Here is a 15,972-nt window from a genome sequence, read left to right on the forward strand (position 1 = left end):
AGAAAGGTGTCCCAAAGTCCCGCAGAGTGGGATAGCAAAAGGCGACCCGGGTGCAAGCACCTGACGGGGCCCAAGGTCAAAAGCCGAAACAAACAGACTGTCTGCCTGGTGTCTTTGCGCGACTACGTCGTTCCCTCGGTCGGAGCCTGGGTCTCCGACTCTCGGGCGGCGTGGTTTGCTGGGTGGAATGCTGGGGTCAGTTGCAACAGCAACAGCAACAGCAACAGCAATAGTGGGTGTCCAACCAGCTCGTCATTCCCGCGAAGGCGGGAATCCAGCTGCTACGTTCACCATGACAGTCCCGGCGGCCCCATCGGATTACCGTCAAGGGGGCCGCCTAGGCCGGGAATGACGAAATGGTGGTGGACAAATGGTGGGCGAGGAATTGAATCGTAATCGGCGGCCAACAGAGGATTTGTTTTTCTTACCCTGAAGTCGCCAAGCGAAGCATGATTGCCCGGGTTTCGGGGCCCCACTGTTTGACGCCCGTTTACGGGCTAGTTGGGCACCCGCCGGGGCAATCTTGCATAGCGCAGGGTACCCGGTCGCAGACCGGGCGACGGCTTGGGGTCGGCTTCTTTTTGGTTTCTTTTTCTTGGCGACGCAAGAAAAAGAAACGTGCTCCCGGCACCCCGGGTATCAAAACCAAGCCGTGCCGAAGGCACTCAAGCATGTAGCCCGGATGAAGCGTAGCGAGAATCCGGGGTTGCAATGCTTCAATTGGCCACTGCTCGTGCCTTTGTCAGGTATGGCAATCCCGGATTGCTCCCCGAATTCAAGCCACGAGCTACTGGCAGACCTCATGAACTCAACAACTCCGAGGCGTAGCCCGAAACCGCATCCGCTTGGCAAACAAATGCTCCGGCACACCGGCTGCCACAAACGGATGCGTGGACATCTGTACAAACCCCAGCCGGCGATACAGCGCAAACGCTTGGGTATTGCTCGCCAGTACATCCAGAATGATGTCCTGACCTTTACGTGCCGGGAGTTGTCCGCAGGTCATGGCGTGGCTGAATAACGCCGAGAACACGCCGAGCCCGCGCATTTCCGGCACTGTGGCGCAGTGGGCGATCAAGGTTTGGTCGCGGGCGGGTGAGGGGATTTCCCGTTGCAGCACCAGGCCACGACGCAGGATGGCGCCAGTCTGCCGCCAGCCAAAATGGCGGGTGAGTTGCGCGGCCAGATAGGGGCCGTTGAGCAAACTGCCGCGCCCGTCCTGAATACTCATCACCGCGACTGGCTGGTCCGCCAGCGTGGCGACCTGGTGGTGATGCCAGGAGAAATGGCCCAGCGGTTCTTCCAGCGCTTCTTGTAAAAATGCGATGCACGTCTGGCTATCAGCGCCCAGAAAATAGGCAAACTCGGCTTCACCAGCGGCGTAGATCAATTGGGCCAATACCGTCGCATCGCCAGCCGAGGCCTGGCGGTAGCGCAACTGGCTGGAGTGGAACGGCTGCAAGCTGCTGGCTGTGGGATAAACGATGACGTCGTGCGCATTCATAACTGCAGCACCAACGGGCGAATGGTCACATTGATGGGGTGTGCCGCGACCACAGCCCAATACAGATTCGGCTCAACGACCCCGCTCGCCGCACAAGCGTCGTCCAGCAATGGCAGCGCGGCTGGTTCACCGTAGACATGTTCACGCAGACCACCCTTGAAACCCGCCTCGCGCAGCGTCCATAAGAGATAGAAGCGTTCTGCTTGTTCGGTCGCGCTGGCCTGTTCCACCCACGCCAGATCAGTTGCCGCATAAGCATGCCGCGCCAGCGCCAGTACGTTGCGCGGGCGGCCCAGTTCCAGATCCAGTCCGAGGCGGGTGTTTTGCGCCAATGCCAGCCCCAGCCATGGGCCGGTGTGCGATAGCGATACTGCCAGATCGGGTTGGCGGTCGATTATCGGGCTCGCCTGCGCCCGTTCCAGGATGTTGTTGACTGTCAGCGCGACGCCACTGAGTTCGCCAGCGGCCTGAGCCAGCAAGCAGCGGCCCAGCATGAACTGGCGCCGGCGTTGGACGTTGGCGATCTGACTCATCCGTGCGACGGCATCGTCCGACCAGGGTAGGGCGGACAGCGCGACATCGGTGATGGATGGATCATCAGCAAGAAGAAAGAGGGTTACCGCTGGCATGCCGCTCAGTTTACACGCAGCACACTGTCATGATCGTGGACAAAAAGAGGCCCACCCCATCAAGGGGTGGGCGTTACGTCAGCGCTGGGGGGGTAGCGCCGATGTCAGACCCGGGCCGACCTGCTATTGCAACAGGCCAGCCCGGGGTCAGTCGGTCACGGGAGATAAAGCTTACTTCGTCAAACTTTGCGGAGCGCTCGCCGGAGTCGGGTCTGCGCCAGTGGTTGAGGTGGAAGTGCCTGCGGCATAAGCCACAGACCCGAGCATGACAGTGCCGGCAATCAGTGCGAGATTAAGCATGAGTTTTCGGATTTGCATCGGTAAGCTCCTTTCCAATGTGAAATCTGGATGTTTAAAAGACAACCTCAATCTGGAGGTAAGGCTACTAATGCAAGTGGCGTGCCAGCTTTAAATACTTATTGTTTTTCAATGTGTTGCGTTTGATGTCATGGATTTTTGTGTAATTGGGCCAGTATAAAAATGAAAAAACGTCGCCATTTGGCGACGCATTATGAAATGCAGGGCAGAAAGGGTCATATTCACGGCCTTTCGGCGCTGTCGCTGTCAGGCGACACCCTCGCCGGACTGGCGAAATAATCCCGGATTCAGCCCGTGTTTTTGCAGCAGTCGATAGAACTCGGTGCGGTTACGCCCGGCGATGCGGGCGGCGTCGGTAACGTTGCCATCCGCCACTTTCAAGAGTTGAGTGAGATAGTCCCGCTCAAAGCGGATTTTGGCATCGTTGTAATTCAGAATGCCCTGCGCCGGTAGCCGCAAGGCCCGCTGGACCAGCGTGAGCGGGATGATCGACGCCGTGGCGAGTGCACACACTTGTTCCACCACGTTGTATAACTGGCGCACATTGCCCGGCCAAGCGGCGCAAACCAGCGCCTCCATGGCGTCGGGCGCGTAGCCAGAAACGGCCTTGCTGTAGCGCGCTGCCACCTGGCCCAGAAAATGCGTGGCCAGTAGCGGGATATCTTCGCGCCGCGCCGACAGCGGCGGCAGGGTCAGCGACACCACATTGAGCCGGTAGTACAAATCCTCGCGAAACTGGCCCTGGGCGATGGCGGCATCCAGATCGCGGTGAGTGGCGGAAATAATGCGCACGTCCACTGCCACCGCTTCATTGGCGCCCACCGGCCGCACGGCTTTTTCCTGCAACACGCGCAGCAGCTTGACCTGCAAGGGCTGCGGCATATCGCCAATTTCATCCAGCAGCAGGGTGCCGCCATTGGCGGTCTGGAACAACCCGCGATGGTTGGCCAGCGCGCCGGTAAAGGCCCCTTTGATATGGCCAAACAGTTCGGACTCCAGCAGTTGTTCCGGGATGGCGCCGCAGTTGACTGCCACAAACGGGCCGCGTCCGCGTGGGCTGGCACGATGCAGCGCGCGAGCCAGCACCTCTTTGCCGCTGCCGCTTTCACCCTGGATCAGCACGCTGGCATCGCTGGCGGCCACCAGCCGCGCTTCGCCCAGCAACTCTTCCATGATCTGGCTGCGGCTGATTAAACCACTGCGCCAGTTCTGGTCGTTTTGCTGTGGCGAGCCACCGCCCGTTGAACTCAGATTCAACGCTTGCGCCACTTTATCCAGCAGCACGTGGGCGTCGAACGGTTTGGTCAGATAGCAGAACACGCCGCGCTGCATGGCCTCGACCGCATCGGGGATCGTGCCGTGTGCGGTTAGCAGGATGACCGGCAAGCCAGGGTGGCGTTGGCGAATTTCTTCAAACAGCGCCATGCCATCCTGGCCAGGCAAACGTACGTCACTGATCACCAGTTGCGGACATTCCACGGCGATTTGCGCCAAAGCCTGCTCGGCCGAGGCCACTGTGGTGGCGCGATAACCTGCGGCATCCAGCCGCAGTGCCATCAGCCGCAACATGTCTGCGTCGTCGTCAACAAACAGCAGGTGGGCTTTTTCCATGGGCTTGTTCATTCCTTGCGCGCCGGGGCGGAAGCTTTGTCGGCCATATCTTTCTCAATGTTTTTGAGCGCGTCCAGCTGCGTTTTAAGCTGGTCGGCACGGCGCTGGGCATCTTTGCCGGCGGTGGTTTGCTTATCCAGTTGGTCTTCCAGTTTGCGGCGATCGTTCCATTGCTGGCTCAGCAATTGCGCCAGCGGTCGCAACGCGTTGTCGGTGCGCGTCATGTTGTCGACCAGCGCCAGCGCCCGGGTCAGGTCATTGGGGTTACGGGTATGCGATAACAAAATGGCTTGTTTCAACGAGGTTTCCGGGGTCTGCAAGCCATTGGCCAGTTCTGCGGCGCGACGGGTCAGTTCTGCTGGCGGCAGCGCGCGCGTTTGCAGATAGAACTCGGTGCTGGTGCGAATCGGGTCAGGCGGTGGTGCCGGGGCTGGCGTGGGCGTCACCGCCGGGGCAGAGGCAACCGGAGCCGGAATCGGCTTGCGGATGCCCCAGCCGCCAGCGCAACCGGCCAGCAGTGCGCTGCACAACAACAGTGGGGTAAAGCGGGAGGACTTAATGATGATCATCGGGCAACGTAATCCTGAAACGGGCGCCGGGGCCGGTTGCGAGTAATTCAACCGCGCCGCCATGGGCCTCTACCAGCTCACGCACAATGGATAAACCAATGCCGTGACCAGGAGTGGCCGATGGCGGCTGCCCGCCGCCGCGATAAAACGGGTCGAAAATCCGGGGTATTTCTGCAATGGGCACGCCAGGCCCTTCGTCGGCGCATTCAATCAGCGTGGTGCCATCAGCCTGCATGCAAGACAGAGCCACCGTGCCGTTTTCCGGGCTGAAGCGGATGGCGTTGGATAACAAGTTACCGACCACCATACCCAGTTTTTCTGCATCGGCCGTAATCACCGCATTGGGGCCAGTCACCGTGACTTGCAGATTGCGTGCTTGCCACTGCAGTTTCTGGTTTTCTACGGCGGATTCAATCACCGTGCGCACATCGGTACTGGCACGAGTAAGTCGGCGCGCCTGCCAGGCAATGGTCTGGTAACGCAGCAAATCTTCAATGCGGGTCTGCAGCGTTAATACGTTCTGCTGCAGGATGCCGGTGATCTCGCGCTGGCGTGGTTCCAGCGGGCCGATGATACCCTCGTCCAGCAAGGCGACACCTTCGCGTAATGCAGCGAGCGGCGTTTTGAGTTCGTGCGAAACATGCTGCAGCACGCGGGTTTTTTCTTCATCTGAAGATAACAAGCGCCGCCGCAACCAGTCCAGTTGCACGCCCAGTTGCCGTAAATCGCCCGGCCCGCCAATGACTACCGGATCGGCCAGCCGGTTCTCGCCCAGCTGATGAATGGCGGCCGCCACCCGGCGCAGTGGTCGGGCAAAGCCGAGATTCCACGCAATGATCAGCAGCAATGCGATGGCGCCTACGGTGATCAGTTGCCACAGCAGCAAGGTGCGCTGGCGGTCCAGTTCCTGCAAGAATGAGTCGTTACGACTGGCGATGCCATTGCGCGTGTCCTGCACGATCTCGTCATTGAGTTCGCGCAGATGCTCCAGCTGCGCAAACAGATAGTGCTGCTGCAGTTGGGCTTCGTCGAAAGAGCGGGCCAGCACGGACCCCGCAGTTTCTGCGGTTTCCAGCCACTCGTTAAACACTGGCGCCTGCGAGCCGGAAGCCACCTTGATGGCACGGAGCGCAGTTTGTGCGTCTTTCCAGGCATCCATATAACGGTCGCGAAATGACGGGTCATTCAGGATCAGGAACTGGCGCGCACTGCGTTCCATGGCCAGCGAGCGCTCTTGCAATCGCTGCGCCTGCTCGGTCAGCGTGGCCGCACTTTGCGAGGTGCTGCGGCTTTGCTGGCCCAGATGTTCCATCATCCACAGAGCGTTCACCGAGGTGCCGCCCAGCAGCAGCACGGTAATCAGGAACAGCGTTGCCGACCAGAATCCCAACGATTGCGGGAAGAACTTCAACATGGGCAGTGCTCCGGCCTGTATGCCTTGGTGTGGAGTTTTTCAATGGCGCAACCACGCGCCGCAAAGTCCCGCCCCGACAAGCTTCCGACCGTTCTGACTTGCTGTTGGCCTCCGGCCGGTAACGAATTGGCAGAGGCTTTTCTGATCGTTTTGTAGTTTAATCGTAGAACACGAGGATCAGACCATATCACCTGGACACCCTCGTCGCATGCGTGCAGTGCACGCATTTTCAATCAGCATCGTTATTCTGGCCGCCGGTGCACAGTGCTTGTGCTTTGTATCTGCGGCAACCCTTAGTCCAGTCAGTTCACCTTGCGTCATTGCGCTGGCACCCGCCGTTACCCGGCCTGGCCGGTTGCTGCGGATACCGCGCCCCGAACTGCAAATCACCTGTGGAGCCTGGCATGCTTGATCTGGATTTTCTGCCATCCTTTCCCTTTGAATTCAATGTAGTCGCTCTTTTCGGCATTTTGCTGGTCGTCGCATATATTGGCGGCGGCGCAGTTCAGCGGCTGAAGTTCTTGCCGCGCATTACCGGGTTCACCCTGGTGGGTATATTGCTGGGCCAAAGTGGCCTGGGTTTGATCGACAGCGCCACGCTGCTCAAGTTGCGGCCCTTGCTCGATATTGCGCTGGGCGTGGTGCTGTTTGAGTTCGGTCAGCGGCTGGACTTCAAATGGTGGCGGCAAGATCGCTGGCTTGCAGTCAGCTGCGTCACCGAAAGTGTGCTTGGCTTTGCGCTCGCTTTCGGCACTCTGTTGTATCTGGGCTTGTCGCCGCTGGTTTCGGGCATGGCGGCGGCGATCGGAATTTCTACCTCGCCCGCGGTGTTCTGGATGATTGCTCGCGATGAACATGCCGAAGGCCAGGTGACTGATCGAGCCATGAACCTGATCGCCGCCAATGGCGTGATCGCGTTCATCACCGTGGCCATGTTGCTGGTCATGCTGCATCTGGATCAAGGCGCGTCGCTCAAGCTGGCGATCCTGCACCCGTTGTGGCTGGTAGCCGGGTCCATTTTGCTGGGCTTTCTGATGGCGCGCAGCACCTTGTTTCTGGTGGGACTAACCAGCAAAACCGGCGATGGCCAGTTGGCGATTTTGATCGGCATGGTGTTGGCGGCCGTGGGTTTTGCCTCAGTTTTGCGTTTTTCTGTGTTGATTACCTTGCTGGTGCTGGGTGTGTTTATCAAGAACATGGACCGCGATCGCCGCGTCGCTGCCGTGGATATTGGCCGTTACGGCTATCTGTTCCTGGCTGTGCTGTTTGTGATTGCCGGCGCCAGTTTGTCCTGGCCCGCGTTAATGGCCGGTGGCTGGGCGGCTTTGGCTTTCACCGTGGCGCGCTTTGCTGGCAAATTTCTTGGCACCATGTTGATTAGCCCGTTCAGTGGCCTCGGGCTGCGTAAATCTGCCTGGTTGGGACTGGTGCTGTTACCGGTATCGGGCACAGCGCTGGTGCTGGCCGAAGATATGGCCCGGCTGTATCCGGAATTCGGCATGACCTTGCGCGGCATTGTGCTGGGATCAGTGGCGCTGCTGGAGCTGGTTGGTCCGGTAGTCACACTCCTGGCATTGCGGCTGGCACGCGAAACCCGTTGAGCGGGATAAACGGAACCGAGTGACATGGATGCCAGCCAAACCCGGGAAGGGGGAGGGCTGGACACATCCACCCTGCGACTCAACTCGACAAGGCCTCGTATCGATGGATGAAATGGATTTCCAGAGTTCCCCGCAGTTATCCATGGGCGTGGAACTGGAGTTGCAAGTGCTTAACACCCGCGACTACAACCTGACCCGCGGCGCGCCGGATTTGCTGCGTTTGCTGGCCAGAACGCCTTACAAGGACACCGTCAAACCCGAAATTGCCGAGAGCATGATCGAGATTAATTCCTCGATCCACACCCGCCACGACGAGCTGGTACAAGAACTGCGCGGCATCCGCGACGAGATCGCCCGCCAGTGCGGCAAGCTCAATTTGACGGTGGCTGGCGGCGGTACGCACGCGTTTCACCAGTGGAGCGAGCAGCGCATCTTTGATATGCCACGGTTTCATCAGTTGTCCGAGTTGTACGGCTATCTGGCCAAGCAGTTTGTGGTGTTCGGCCAGCATGTGCATCTAGGTTGCCCCAATGGCGACGACGCGGTCTATCTGCTGCATATGTTGTCGCGGCATATCCCGCAATTCATTGTGTTGTCCGGCGCATCGCCGTTCTCGCAAGGCGAAGACACCGCGTTTCATACCTCGCGGCTGAACGCCATCAACGCTTTTCCGTTATCCGGGCATATGCCGTTTGTGCAAAGCTGGGCTGAATTCACGGCGTTTTTTGAGCGCATGAAAAGCTTTGGCGTGATTGGCAGCATGAAAGACTTTTACTGGGATATCCGCCCCAAACCGGGCTACGGCACGGTGGAACTACGCATTTGCGACACCCCGCTTACCGTGGAAAAAGCCGCAGCGTTGGCGGCCTTTGCGCAATGTCTGGCTCGTTATTATCTGACGGAGCGACCGCAGCAACCCTCGCCCGACGTCTACGAGCTATACGCCTACAACCGCTTTCAGGCCTGCCGCTTTGGCGCGCAGGGGAACTTCATTAACCCGTATACCGGCGTGCACAGCGAACTTGGTGCCGATATCGCCCAGACGCTGGCGCAAATGCGGCCCCAGGCGGAACGATTGCAGTGCCAACCCGCATTGCTGGCGCTGCAGGCGGAAGTACAAGGTGGTCAGGCTGACAGTCAGTGGTTGCGTGAGGTACTGCAACGTGAGCAGGCGATGAGCGACGTGGTGCGTCTGCAGGCCGAACGCTGGATGCAGCCGCAACCGGGTTGATCGCGTGACGAACCGGCATCGCGCCTGCTCGCCACGCCAACTACTGAGCGGATCAGAAGAACGCCAGCAAGCCGATCGACAGCACCTTGCCGTTACCCGGCTGCGTTGGCGTCCAGCCGGTGGTGCCGGAGGTGGTGACAAAACCGTTCTGATCGTTGTTGTTGATGTACGCCGCTTCCGCGTACAGGATCGAGTGTTTGCTCAGGTTGTAGTCAGTGCCGATCTCGAACTGATCCGCCGTTTTGATCTTGCCGCCATTATCAAATTTGCCTTCAAACTGATGCACCCAACCGGCCCGAGGCGTCCACACGCCTACGTTGTATTGGGCCATCAACATGGTTGAATCGCGTTTGAAAGCGCCGCGCGGATCGGTGGTGTCTTGCGTCGCATGCTGGTAGAGCAAGCCCACAAAGGCGCTATCCGTGGGGTACCACTGGCCGCCCAGCATATACGCCTGCAAATCGCCATCAGCCGACGTTGTCCCGGTAAAGTCGGTCACGTCCGCCAGACCGGTGCGAACCTTGTGGCTTTGCAAGATATACGCGCCGTACAGTTGAAACGCAGACTGTTTGAAGTGCGCGGCGCCAATGGCTGTGTAATCGTGATTGCCGCCGCTGACAAAGTTGTATTCGCCATCCAGCGTCAGCCCGCCCAGCGACGGGCTGGTGTACATCACCGCACCGGTATTGCGAGTGACATACGTGGCGTCATCGAATGTACTGGCCATGGTGACGTTGGATTCAAAAGTATCGAACTCTTCCACGATCAGATCGTAACGGCTCTTGCCGCGCCCGGAACGCAAGGTGCCCCAAGTGTCATCCTGCACCCCGATCCATGCTTCCCGGCTACCCCACTGACCGCTACTGCCGGTGAGCGCTCCGCTTTCCACTTCCCAGATGGTTTTGGCGCCGCCATCCCATTTATCGGTGCCCTTGAAACCAATCCGCGTACCCACATCCTGGTAAATGACGCTGGTGCCTTGCTTGCCGTTATTACCCGTATCCACGTCGCCCGTGATGATGCCGTAGAGCGTAACGTCGGCCATGGCTGCGCCGGTCAGGCTCATCGCCGCGAGCGCAAGGGTGATCTGCACTGTTTTCATCGGTGTTCTCCGCAAGTTGTGGCCAGGTACAAATATCCAGCCAGAAAAAGGAAAGTGGTATTACCCGGTGATAGTGCAAAACCCTTATGCGCGCTGGTTTCGGCGGGGTCTGACTTACGAGTGGTATCTTTTTGAAGAAAATGTATTGTAATTGCAACAGCAACCGGCTGCGGCCAAATCAAGGCCGTGATCAGAGCAAAGTCAGATTGACCGGCCCCGCCAACGGCGTATCGGCAAAGCGCACCCCGACACCCAGCAAGCGGACCGCTTTATGCCCGCGTGGCCACGCCTGGGTTAACAGCTGCTCAAAAATCTCCGCCCGGGGTTCGCTGCAGATGCATTCCATCGTGGTCTGGGTGAAGTCGTGATATTTGATTTTCACGAAGGTCTTGTGCGGCGGTTCGCCGTCGCGCAGCCGGGCAAAGCGCTCAGTGAAGTCCTCTATCAGCGCGGGCAATTTGGCCATGCAGGCTGCCAGATCAGGCAAATCCTGGTTGTAGGTGTATTCCACCGATAAAGACTTGCGACGGCCATCGCGTTGTACCGGGCGCTCATCCAGCCCCCGGCACTGTTTATATAATGACCCGCCAAATTTGCCGAACGCTGCCACCAGTTTTTCCAGCGGCCAGGTCTGCAGATCAGCACAGGTCATCGCGCCCATTTTGTTGATCCGCGCTGCCGTGACCTTGCCCACGCCCCACAACTTGGCCACCGGCAAGGGCTGGATAAACTCATCCACCTGATCCGGACGCACCACAAACTGGCCGTTGGGTTTGTTCCAGTCGCTGGCAATCTTGGCCAATAACTTGTTGGCGGCGATGCCCGCGCTGGCGGTAATCCCCACTTCGGCCTCAATGCGCTGGCGGATTTCCTGCGCAATCAGCGTGGCGCTGCCTTTGCAGTGCGTGGAGCCGGTGACATCCAGATACGCCTCATCCAGCGACAGCGGCTCAATGCGGTCGGTGTAATCGGCAAAGATGCGCTGCACCGCCCGTGATGCCTCGCGGTACTTGTCAAAATGCGGCGGCAGCAGAATCAGATCGGGGCAACGCTTCATGGCCGTGGCGGTAGGCATGGCCGAATGAATGCCAAATTTGCGCGCCGGGTAATTGCAGGTCGACACCACCCCGCGCTTGTCCGCCGCGCCGCCAATTGCCAACGGCACGTCGCGCAGCGCCGGGTTGTCGCGCATTTCGACAGATGCGTAAAAACAATCGCAATCGATGTGAATGATCTTGCGCTGCATGCCAGCCGGGCGCTAAAGGGGAAAGCGCAAATTGTACGATCGTTCTATATGAGGAACAAGAACCGGCTGGCGTTCATCTGGCTGAACTGTGCGCCGAACGACACGTGGTTTTTTTGTGCATATCAGGAACGCGCTTAAGGGCGCAGTCACAGTACGGAATATCCGGCGAAGCAAACCGCAACTATGATGGGGAAGGAGGCGATGCGATTTTAACGCGGCGGCATATTGGCCACGATGGGTGTACCAGAGCCAATGACCATCAGAGCAGCAGGCTCGGTGGAGGTGTTATTTGAGCCGCTCTGGAGTGGGTCGGCATTGGCGTCGCGCAGAATTTCGAAGGAGGCTCTCATGACCGATAGCGACAAGGTGTTTGCCGGCTCGATTCCGAAGTTCTACGACACGCTGATGGTGCCGCTGATCTTTGAGGCCTACGCTCACGAGCTTGCAGAGCTTGTTGCTGCTTACTCACCCCGTTTCGTGCTTGAAACGGCGGCCGGTAGCGGCGTGGTCACGCGCGCACTTGCTCCTAAACTTGGTGCGGATGCGCTCTACGTGGTGACTGACCTGAACCAGCCCATGCTCGACTATGCTGCCACCCGGCAGGGGCCAGATAGTCGTATCGAATGGCGGCAGGCGGATGCGCTCGACTTGCCGTTCGAAGATGCTTCGTTTGACGTCCTTTGCTGTCAATGCGGTGCGATGTTTTTTCCCGATCGGATTGCCGGATACACCGAGGCTCGTCGCGTACTCAGGCCAGGTGGGCGCTTTATCTTCAGTGTTTGGGACCGAATCGAAGAGAACGCATTTGCCAACGAAGTGACTAACGCCGTCGCCTTGGTGTTTCCGCAGGACCCTCCGCAGTTCCTCGCTCGTACGCCGCACGGTTATCACGATCTCGCGCTGATCCACCAGGAGTTAAGCCGCGCAGGCTTCGCCGACATTACGATCGAGACGAGCCAGAAAGTAAGTCGTGCGCCCTTCGCTCGAGACGTCGCTACCGCCTATTGCCTGGGAACGCCGCTGCGCAACGAAATCGAGGCGTGCGACGCCAGCTTGCTTCAGTGCGCTATAGATCGCGCCACCGAGGCGATCACAATGCGTCATGGCGACGGTCCGGTGGCTGCCAAAATTCAGGCGCACGTGATCGTGGCAACACGGTAGGGGAGTCCCAGAGCAGGGCTGTCACTTAAACGTGAGTCCTACGGCGACATCTAACGGCCACCCGAATTCCAATGAGCACTGCGGGGCGCATTGATCTAGGGCCCAACGAACACATAGCCCGGAAACAACAAGCAATCAGGTGTCTTGCGCGAACAAGACACCTGAACACGCGCGGTTATTTGCGTTTGGCTGGTTTCACCTTCTTGTCGCCGGGTACGGGCTTGACGTCGTCGGCTGGTTTTCCGCCTTTTGCCAGATATTCAGCGTAGTAACGACTACCCAGTTTGCGCACGGCAGCGCCGATGCGTGCGTAGTCCACCTCGTTAAGGTTGGCCAGCGAGACTCGGCCGGATGGATGCGCAGTGCCAAAACCCCGGCCTGGCAGCAAGACCACGCCGGTTTCCTCGGCCAGTTTGAGTAGAAACTCATTGGGTTTGAACTGCTCCATCATGGCCTGCATAAATTCGCGTCCATGCATCTGGGTGCCGATGGTTTCCCAATCGAGCAAGTGGTAGTAGTCGATCGAATCCGGATCATGTGGCACTTCCATGCCCAGCTCGCGATACAGCGCAATCTTGCGGCGACGCACGATCCGCTTCATGGCTGCCTTGTAGGCCTGCGGTTCGTCCATCAATGCAAACAACGAGAACAGCGCCATCTGGGCTTGCACCGGAGTGGAAAGGCCAGCGGTGTGGTTGAGCGCCACAGTGCGGCTGTCTGCCACCAGACGATCGATGAATTTAAGCTCGCGTGGCGTGGTGGTGATCGAGCCGTAGCGCGCATCCAGTTCTTTGCGTTGCGACTCTGGCAGCTTGGCGATCAACTCATCAAACAGATTGTCTTCGTGGGTTGCGACCACGCCCATACGCCAGCCCGTTGCGCCGAAATACTTGGAGAACGAGTAAACAAGGATGGTGTTGTATGGGCACAGTGCAAACAGCGAGACGAAATCATCGGCAAAGGTGCCGTAGACATCATCGGTGAGCAAAATCAGGTCTGGCCGCTTTTTGACAATCTCGGCGATATATTCAAGGGTTTCCTTGTTAATCCGCACCGACGGCGGGTTGCTGGGGTTGACCAGGAAGAACGCTTTGACTTTCGGGTCCAGTAGCTTGTCGAGTTCTTTCCTGGTGAACTGCCAGTTGTTTTCTGGCGGCGCATCAATGTTGACCACGTGCAACTGATAGTCGTTGAGTTCAGGGATTTCAATATATGGCGTGAAGATTGGCATACCCAGTGCAATGGTATCGCCCGCTTTCAACAGATGGTTTTCACGCATGCTGTTGAACAGGTACGTCATCGCAGCCGTGCCGCCTTCAACGGCGTACATATCAAAGCTGCCGACAAAGGGGTGCGTACCGATCATTTCGCTGTGGATGTACTTGCCGACAATTTGCTCACTGAGTTTGAGCATGCGATCTGGCACCGGGTAGTTACAACCCAGGATGGCCTCACACATTTCGTAGATGAAATCGCCAGCAGACAGGCCCAACTGGTCGCGCACATAAGAGACTGCCGACCGCAGGAAGTCGACACCCTTTGTACCCACATGGGTGTTGGTGAAGATTTCAAACCGTGCTTCGATGCCTTCACGCTGCGGAAAGCCACCTACCCCTTCCGGCATGTAGATAAACGAGCGCTCTGCCTCGGTCATGGCAAACAGACCAAACTGGAAAAAACCATGACGGGGAACTGTGGCCAGGAAGTTGGGGTTGCCCCGCCCGGCATTGAGCATGGACCGACCACGCTCGCTGGATGCCGATTTGATCAGCACGTCTTTGAGTTCAAATGGGCTCAAGCCAGCCAGTTCTTCCAAATTGAGATTACTCATCGAAACCGCTCCTGTTGCATATTGCATCGTTCAAAAATGGATAGGCCAGGTCATCTGGCCCGTTATCAAACCAGGGCTACAATCAGTGGGCCCAATAGCGTCAGAAATACGTTGGCAAGGGCGTAGGTAATGGCAAACGGGACGGTTGGCACCGAATTCTCAGCCTTGGTCAGGATTTCGCCGAAGGCCGGGTTGGCGCTACGGGAACCGGAGAGCGCACCGGCGAAAATGGCGACGTTGTCATAGCGCAGCACATAGCGGCCGATCAGCATGGTCAGGATCATCGGTAGCATGGTGACCACCACCCCGATCAGGAAAATCGAAATGCCCTGAGCCCGGATGGTGTCTACCGCCTGCAACCCGGAAGACAAGCCGACCACCACCACAAAGCCAGCCAGCCCCAAGTCTTTGAGCAATTGCACGGCACCGTTGGGAATCAGCCCGAAACTTTGCTTTTTGGCGCGATACCAGCCAAACAGCAAACCAGACAGCAACGCGCCCCCGCCACTGCCCAGGGTTAACGGGATCGACCCCAGCTTCACGACTAACAGGCCAACCAGCAAGCCCACCACCAGGCCCGCGCCCATATAGACAAAGTCGGTCTTGTCGCTAGGCACCACCATGTAACCAATGCGCCCCGCTACCCGGTTGATATCCCGTTCCGCGCCGTAAATCAGCACAGTATCGCCGCGCTCGATGCGTGTTTCAGGAACAAGCGGCTGCGGCTTGCCCATGCGACTAATACCAACCAGATAAACGCCGTGGCGCACCACTGGCGAGGTTTCTTCGGCCACTTCCTTGATGCTTTTGCCGATTAGTTGCTGGCTGGTAACCACAAGCTCACGGCGCTGTACGACCAGATCCATGCCTTCTTCGCCGTGGATTTCCTCACCCAGCTTGGGCGCTTGCTCCAGCACGGCAGTGCGTCGCCCGACCACCAACACGATGTCACCTTGCTGCAGCTGGGTATCCGCCGTGATGTCGATGACGTTGCCGTCGCGCTTAAGCTTTTCCAGCGTGATCGGCGGCATGGAAGCTTGCTCGATATCGGCCACAGCACGTCCTGCTGCCGCGCCAACGCGGTACAAGCGCCCCACCAGTTGCGGCGCGGCGGCCAGTTGTCCTGGTCCCAGCACCTGCACACCGGCCTGCATCGAGGCCTCGGCCGCAATGGCGTCCTCGCGGATACTGCGGCCCATGAGTTTTGGCAGGATGTTGACGCAAACAATAATGGCGCCAAACGAACCAAACACGTAGGTCACCGCATAGCCAATGGCCACGTTCCCCTGCAGACGCTTGACCTCATCTGCGCCCAACCCCAGCTTGGCGATCGCATCGCCAGCCGTGCCGATAATGGCCGATTGGGTTAACCCGCCTGCCGCCACCCCGGCGGCCAGACCTTTGTCCAGCGAGAACATTTTTGCCAGCACCACCACCGTCACCAGACTGATGATGGCCAGCAATGCCGCCAGAATGATTTCGCGGATGGACTGTTTGCCCAGTGAAGAAAAGAAACTGGGACCGCTTTCATAGCCGACCGCATAAATAAACAGCGCGAACAGCACGGCTTTGACGCCAGGGTCAACGGTCACGCCGACCTGGCTGACCACCACCGCAACCAGCAACGATCCGGCCACGCCGCCAAGCTGGAATTTTCCGAAATGAATCTGGCCGATCCGGTAACCCACCGCCAGTGAGAGAAACAACGCAATTTCCGGCGAGTGCTTGAAAATATCGTGTAACCAATCCACTTCT

Annotated in this window: 14 protein-coding genes; 3 read left to right on the forward strand and 11 right to left on the reverse strand. The window is 58.5% G+C overall.

The window, feature by feature from the left end:
* Positions 1-808: 808 nt before the first annotated feature.
* The 6 genes from N7220_RS11370 to N7220_RS11395 form a co-directional block, all read right to left on the reverse strand.
* Positions 809-1,504, reverse strand: coding sequence for a GNAT family N-acetyltransferase (locus tag N7220_RS11370; RefSeq protein ID WP_283147639.1), 696 nt, complete (start codon positions 1,502-1,504; stop codon positions 809-811).
* Positions 1,501-2,133 carry a 4'-phosphopantetheinyl transferase family protein gene (locus tag N7220_RS11375; RefSeq protein WP_283147640.1) on the reverse strand — a complete coding sequence of 211 codons (633 nt, stop codon included), beginning with the start codon at positions 2,131-2,133 and terminating at the stop codon, positions 1,501-1,503. The genes N7220_RS11370 and N7220_RS11375 overlap by 4 nt, the downstream gene beginning before the upstream one ends.
* Positions 2,134-2,304: 171 nt before the next feature.
* Complete coding sequence (locus N7220_RS11380; protein ID WP_283147641.1) at positions 2,305-2,451, reverse strand: hypothetical protein; 147 nt, start codon at positions 2,449-2,451, stop codon at positions 2,305-2,307.
* 246 nt (positions 2,452-2,697) lie between these two features.
* A complete protein-coding gene (locus N7220_RS11385) occupies positions 2,698-4,062 on the reverse strand; it encodes a sigma 54-interacting transcriptional regulator (RefSeq protein ID WP_283147642.1) in 1,365 nt (454 codons plus the stop codon).
* An 8-nt stretch (positions 4,063-4,070) separates the two neighbouring features.
* Complete coding sequence (locus N7220_RS11390; protein WP_283147643.1) at positions 4,071-4,631, reverse strand: hypothetical protein; 561 nt, start codon at positions 4,629-4,631, stop codon at positions 4,071-4,073.
* Positions 4,618-6,045 (reverse strand): sensor histidine kinase, encoded by a 1,428-nt coding sequence (locus N7220_RS11395; protein ID WP_283147644.1) that lies wholly within the window; start codon positions 6,043-6,045, stop codon positions 4,618-4,620. The genes N7220_RS11390 and N7220_RS11395 overlap by 14 nt, the downstream gene beginning before the upstream one ends.
* Before the next feature lie 404 nt (positions 6,046-6,449).
* Here N7220_RS11395 and N7220_RS11400 point away from each other — a divergent pair, with 404 nt between their 5' ends.
* Complete coding sequence (locus N7220_RS11400; RefSeq protein WP_283147645.1) at positions 6,450-7,646, forward strand: cation:proton antiporter; 1,197 nt, start codon at positions 6,450-6,452, stop codon at positions 7,644-7,646.
* Positions 7,647-7,749: 103 nt separating this feature from the next.
* A complete protein-coding gene (locus N7220_RS11405; protein WP_283147646.1) occupies positions 7,750-8,877 on the forward strand; it encodes a YbdK family carboxylate-amine ligase in 1,128 nt (375 codons plus the stop codon).
* Positions 8,878-8,929: 52 nt separating this feature from the next.
* Here the strand turns inward: N7220_RS11405 and N7220_RS11410 are convergent, their stop codons facing one another.
* The 3 genes from N7220_RS11410 to N7220_RS11420 form a co-directional block, all read right to left on the reverse strand.
* A complete protein-coding gene (locus N7220_RS11410; protein WP_283147647.1) occupies positions 8,930-9,979 on the reverse strand; it encodes a porin in 1,050 nt (349 codons plus the stop codon).
* 190 nt (positions 9,980-10,169) lie between these two features.
* Complete coding sequence (gene dinB / locus N7220_RS11415; RefSeq protein WP_283147648.1) at positions 10,170-11,225, reverse strand: DNA polymerase IV; 1,056 nt, start codon at positions 11,223-11,225, stop codon at positions 10,170-10,172.
* Between the two features lie 209 nt (positions 11,226-11,434).
* Positions 11,435-11,575: a hypothetical protein gene (locus tag N7220_RS11420; RefSeq protein ID WP_283147649.1), complete on the reverse strand. Its 141-nt coding sequence runs from the start codon at positions 11,573-11,575 to the stop codon at positions 11,435-11,437.
* Here N7220_RS11420 and N7220_RS11425 point away from each other — a divergent pair.
* A complete protein-coding gene (locus N7220_RS11425) occupies positions 11,574-12,386 on the forward strand; it encodes a class I SAM-dependent methyltransferase (protein ID WP_283147650.1) in 813 nt (270 codons plus the stop codon). The two genes, N7220_RS11420 and N7220_RS11425, sit on opposite strands and share 2 nt — an antisense overlap.
* 175 nt (positions 12,387-12,561) lie before the next feature.
* Here N7220_RS11425 and N7220_RS11430 read toward each other — a convergent pair whose 3' ends face one another.
* Positions 12,562-14,217: a bifunctional aspartate transaminase/aspartate 4-decarboxylase gene (locus N7220_RS11430; protein ID WP_283147651.1), complete on the reverse strand. Its 1,656-nt coding sequence runs from the start codon at positions 14,215-14,217 to the stop codon at positions 12,562-12,564.
* Positions 14,218-14,282: 65 nt separating this feature from the next.
* On the reverse strand, positions 14,283-15,968 hold the full coding sequence (gene aspT / locus N7220_RS11435) for an aspartate-alanine antiporter (RefSeq protein WP_283147652.1): 1,686 nt from the start codon (positions 15,966-15,968) through the stop codon (positions 14,283-14,285).
* Between the last annotated feature and the right edge of the window lie 4 nt (positions 15,969-15,972).

The sequence above is a fragment of the Silvimonas soli genome, from assembly GCF_030035605.1.
Classification (GTDB): domain Bacteria; phylum Pseudomonadota; class Gammaproteobacteria; order Burkholderiales; family Chitinibacteraceae; genus Silvimonas; species Silvimonas soli.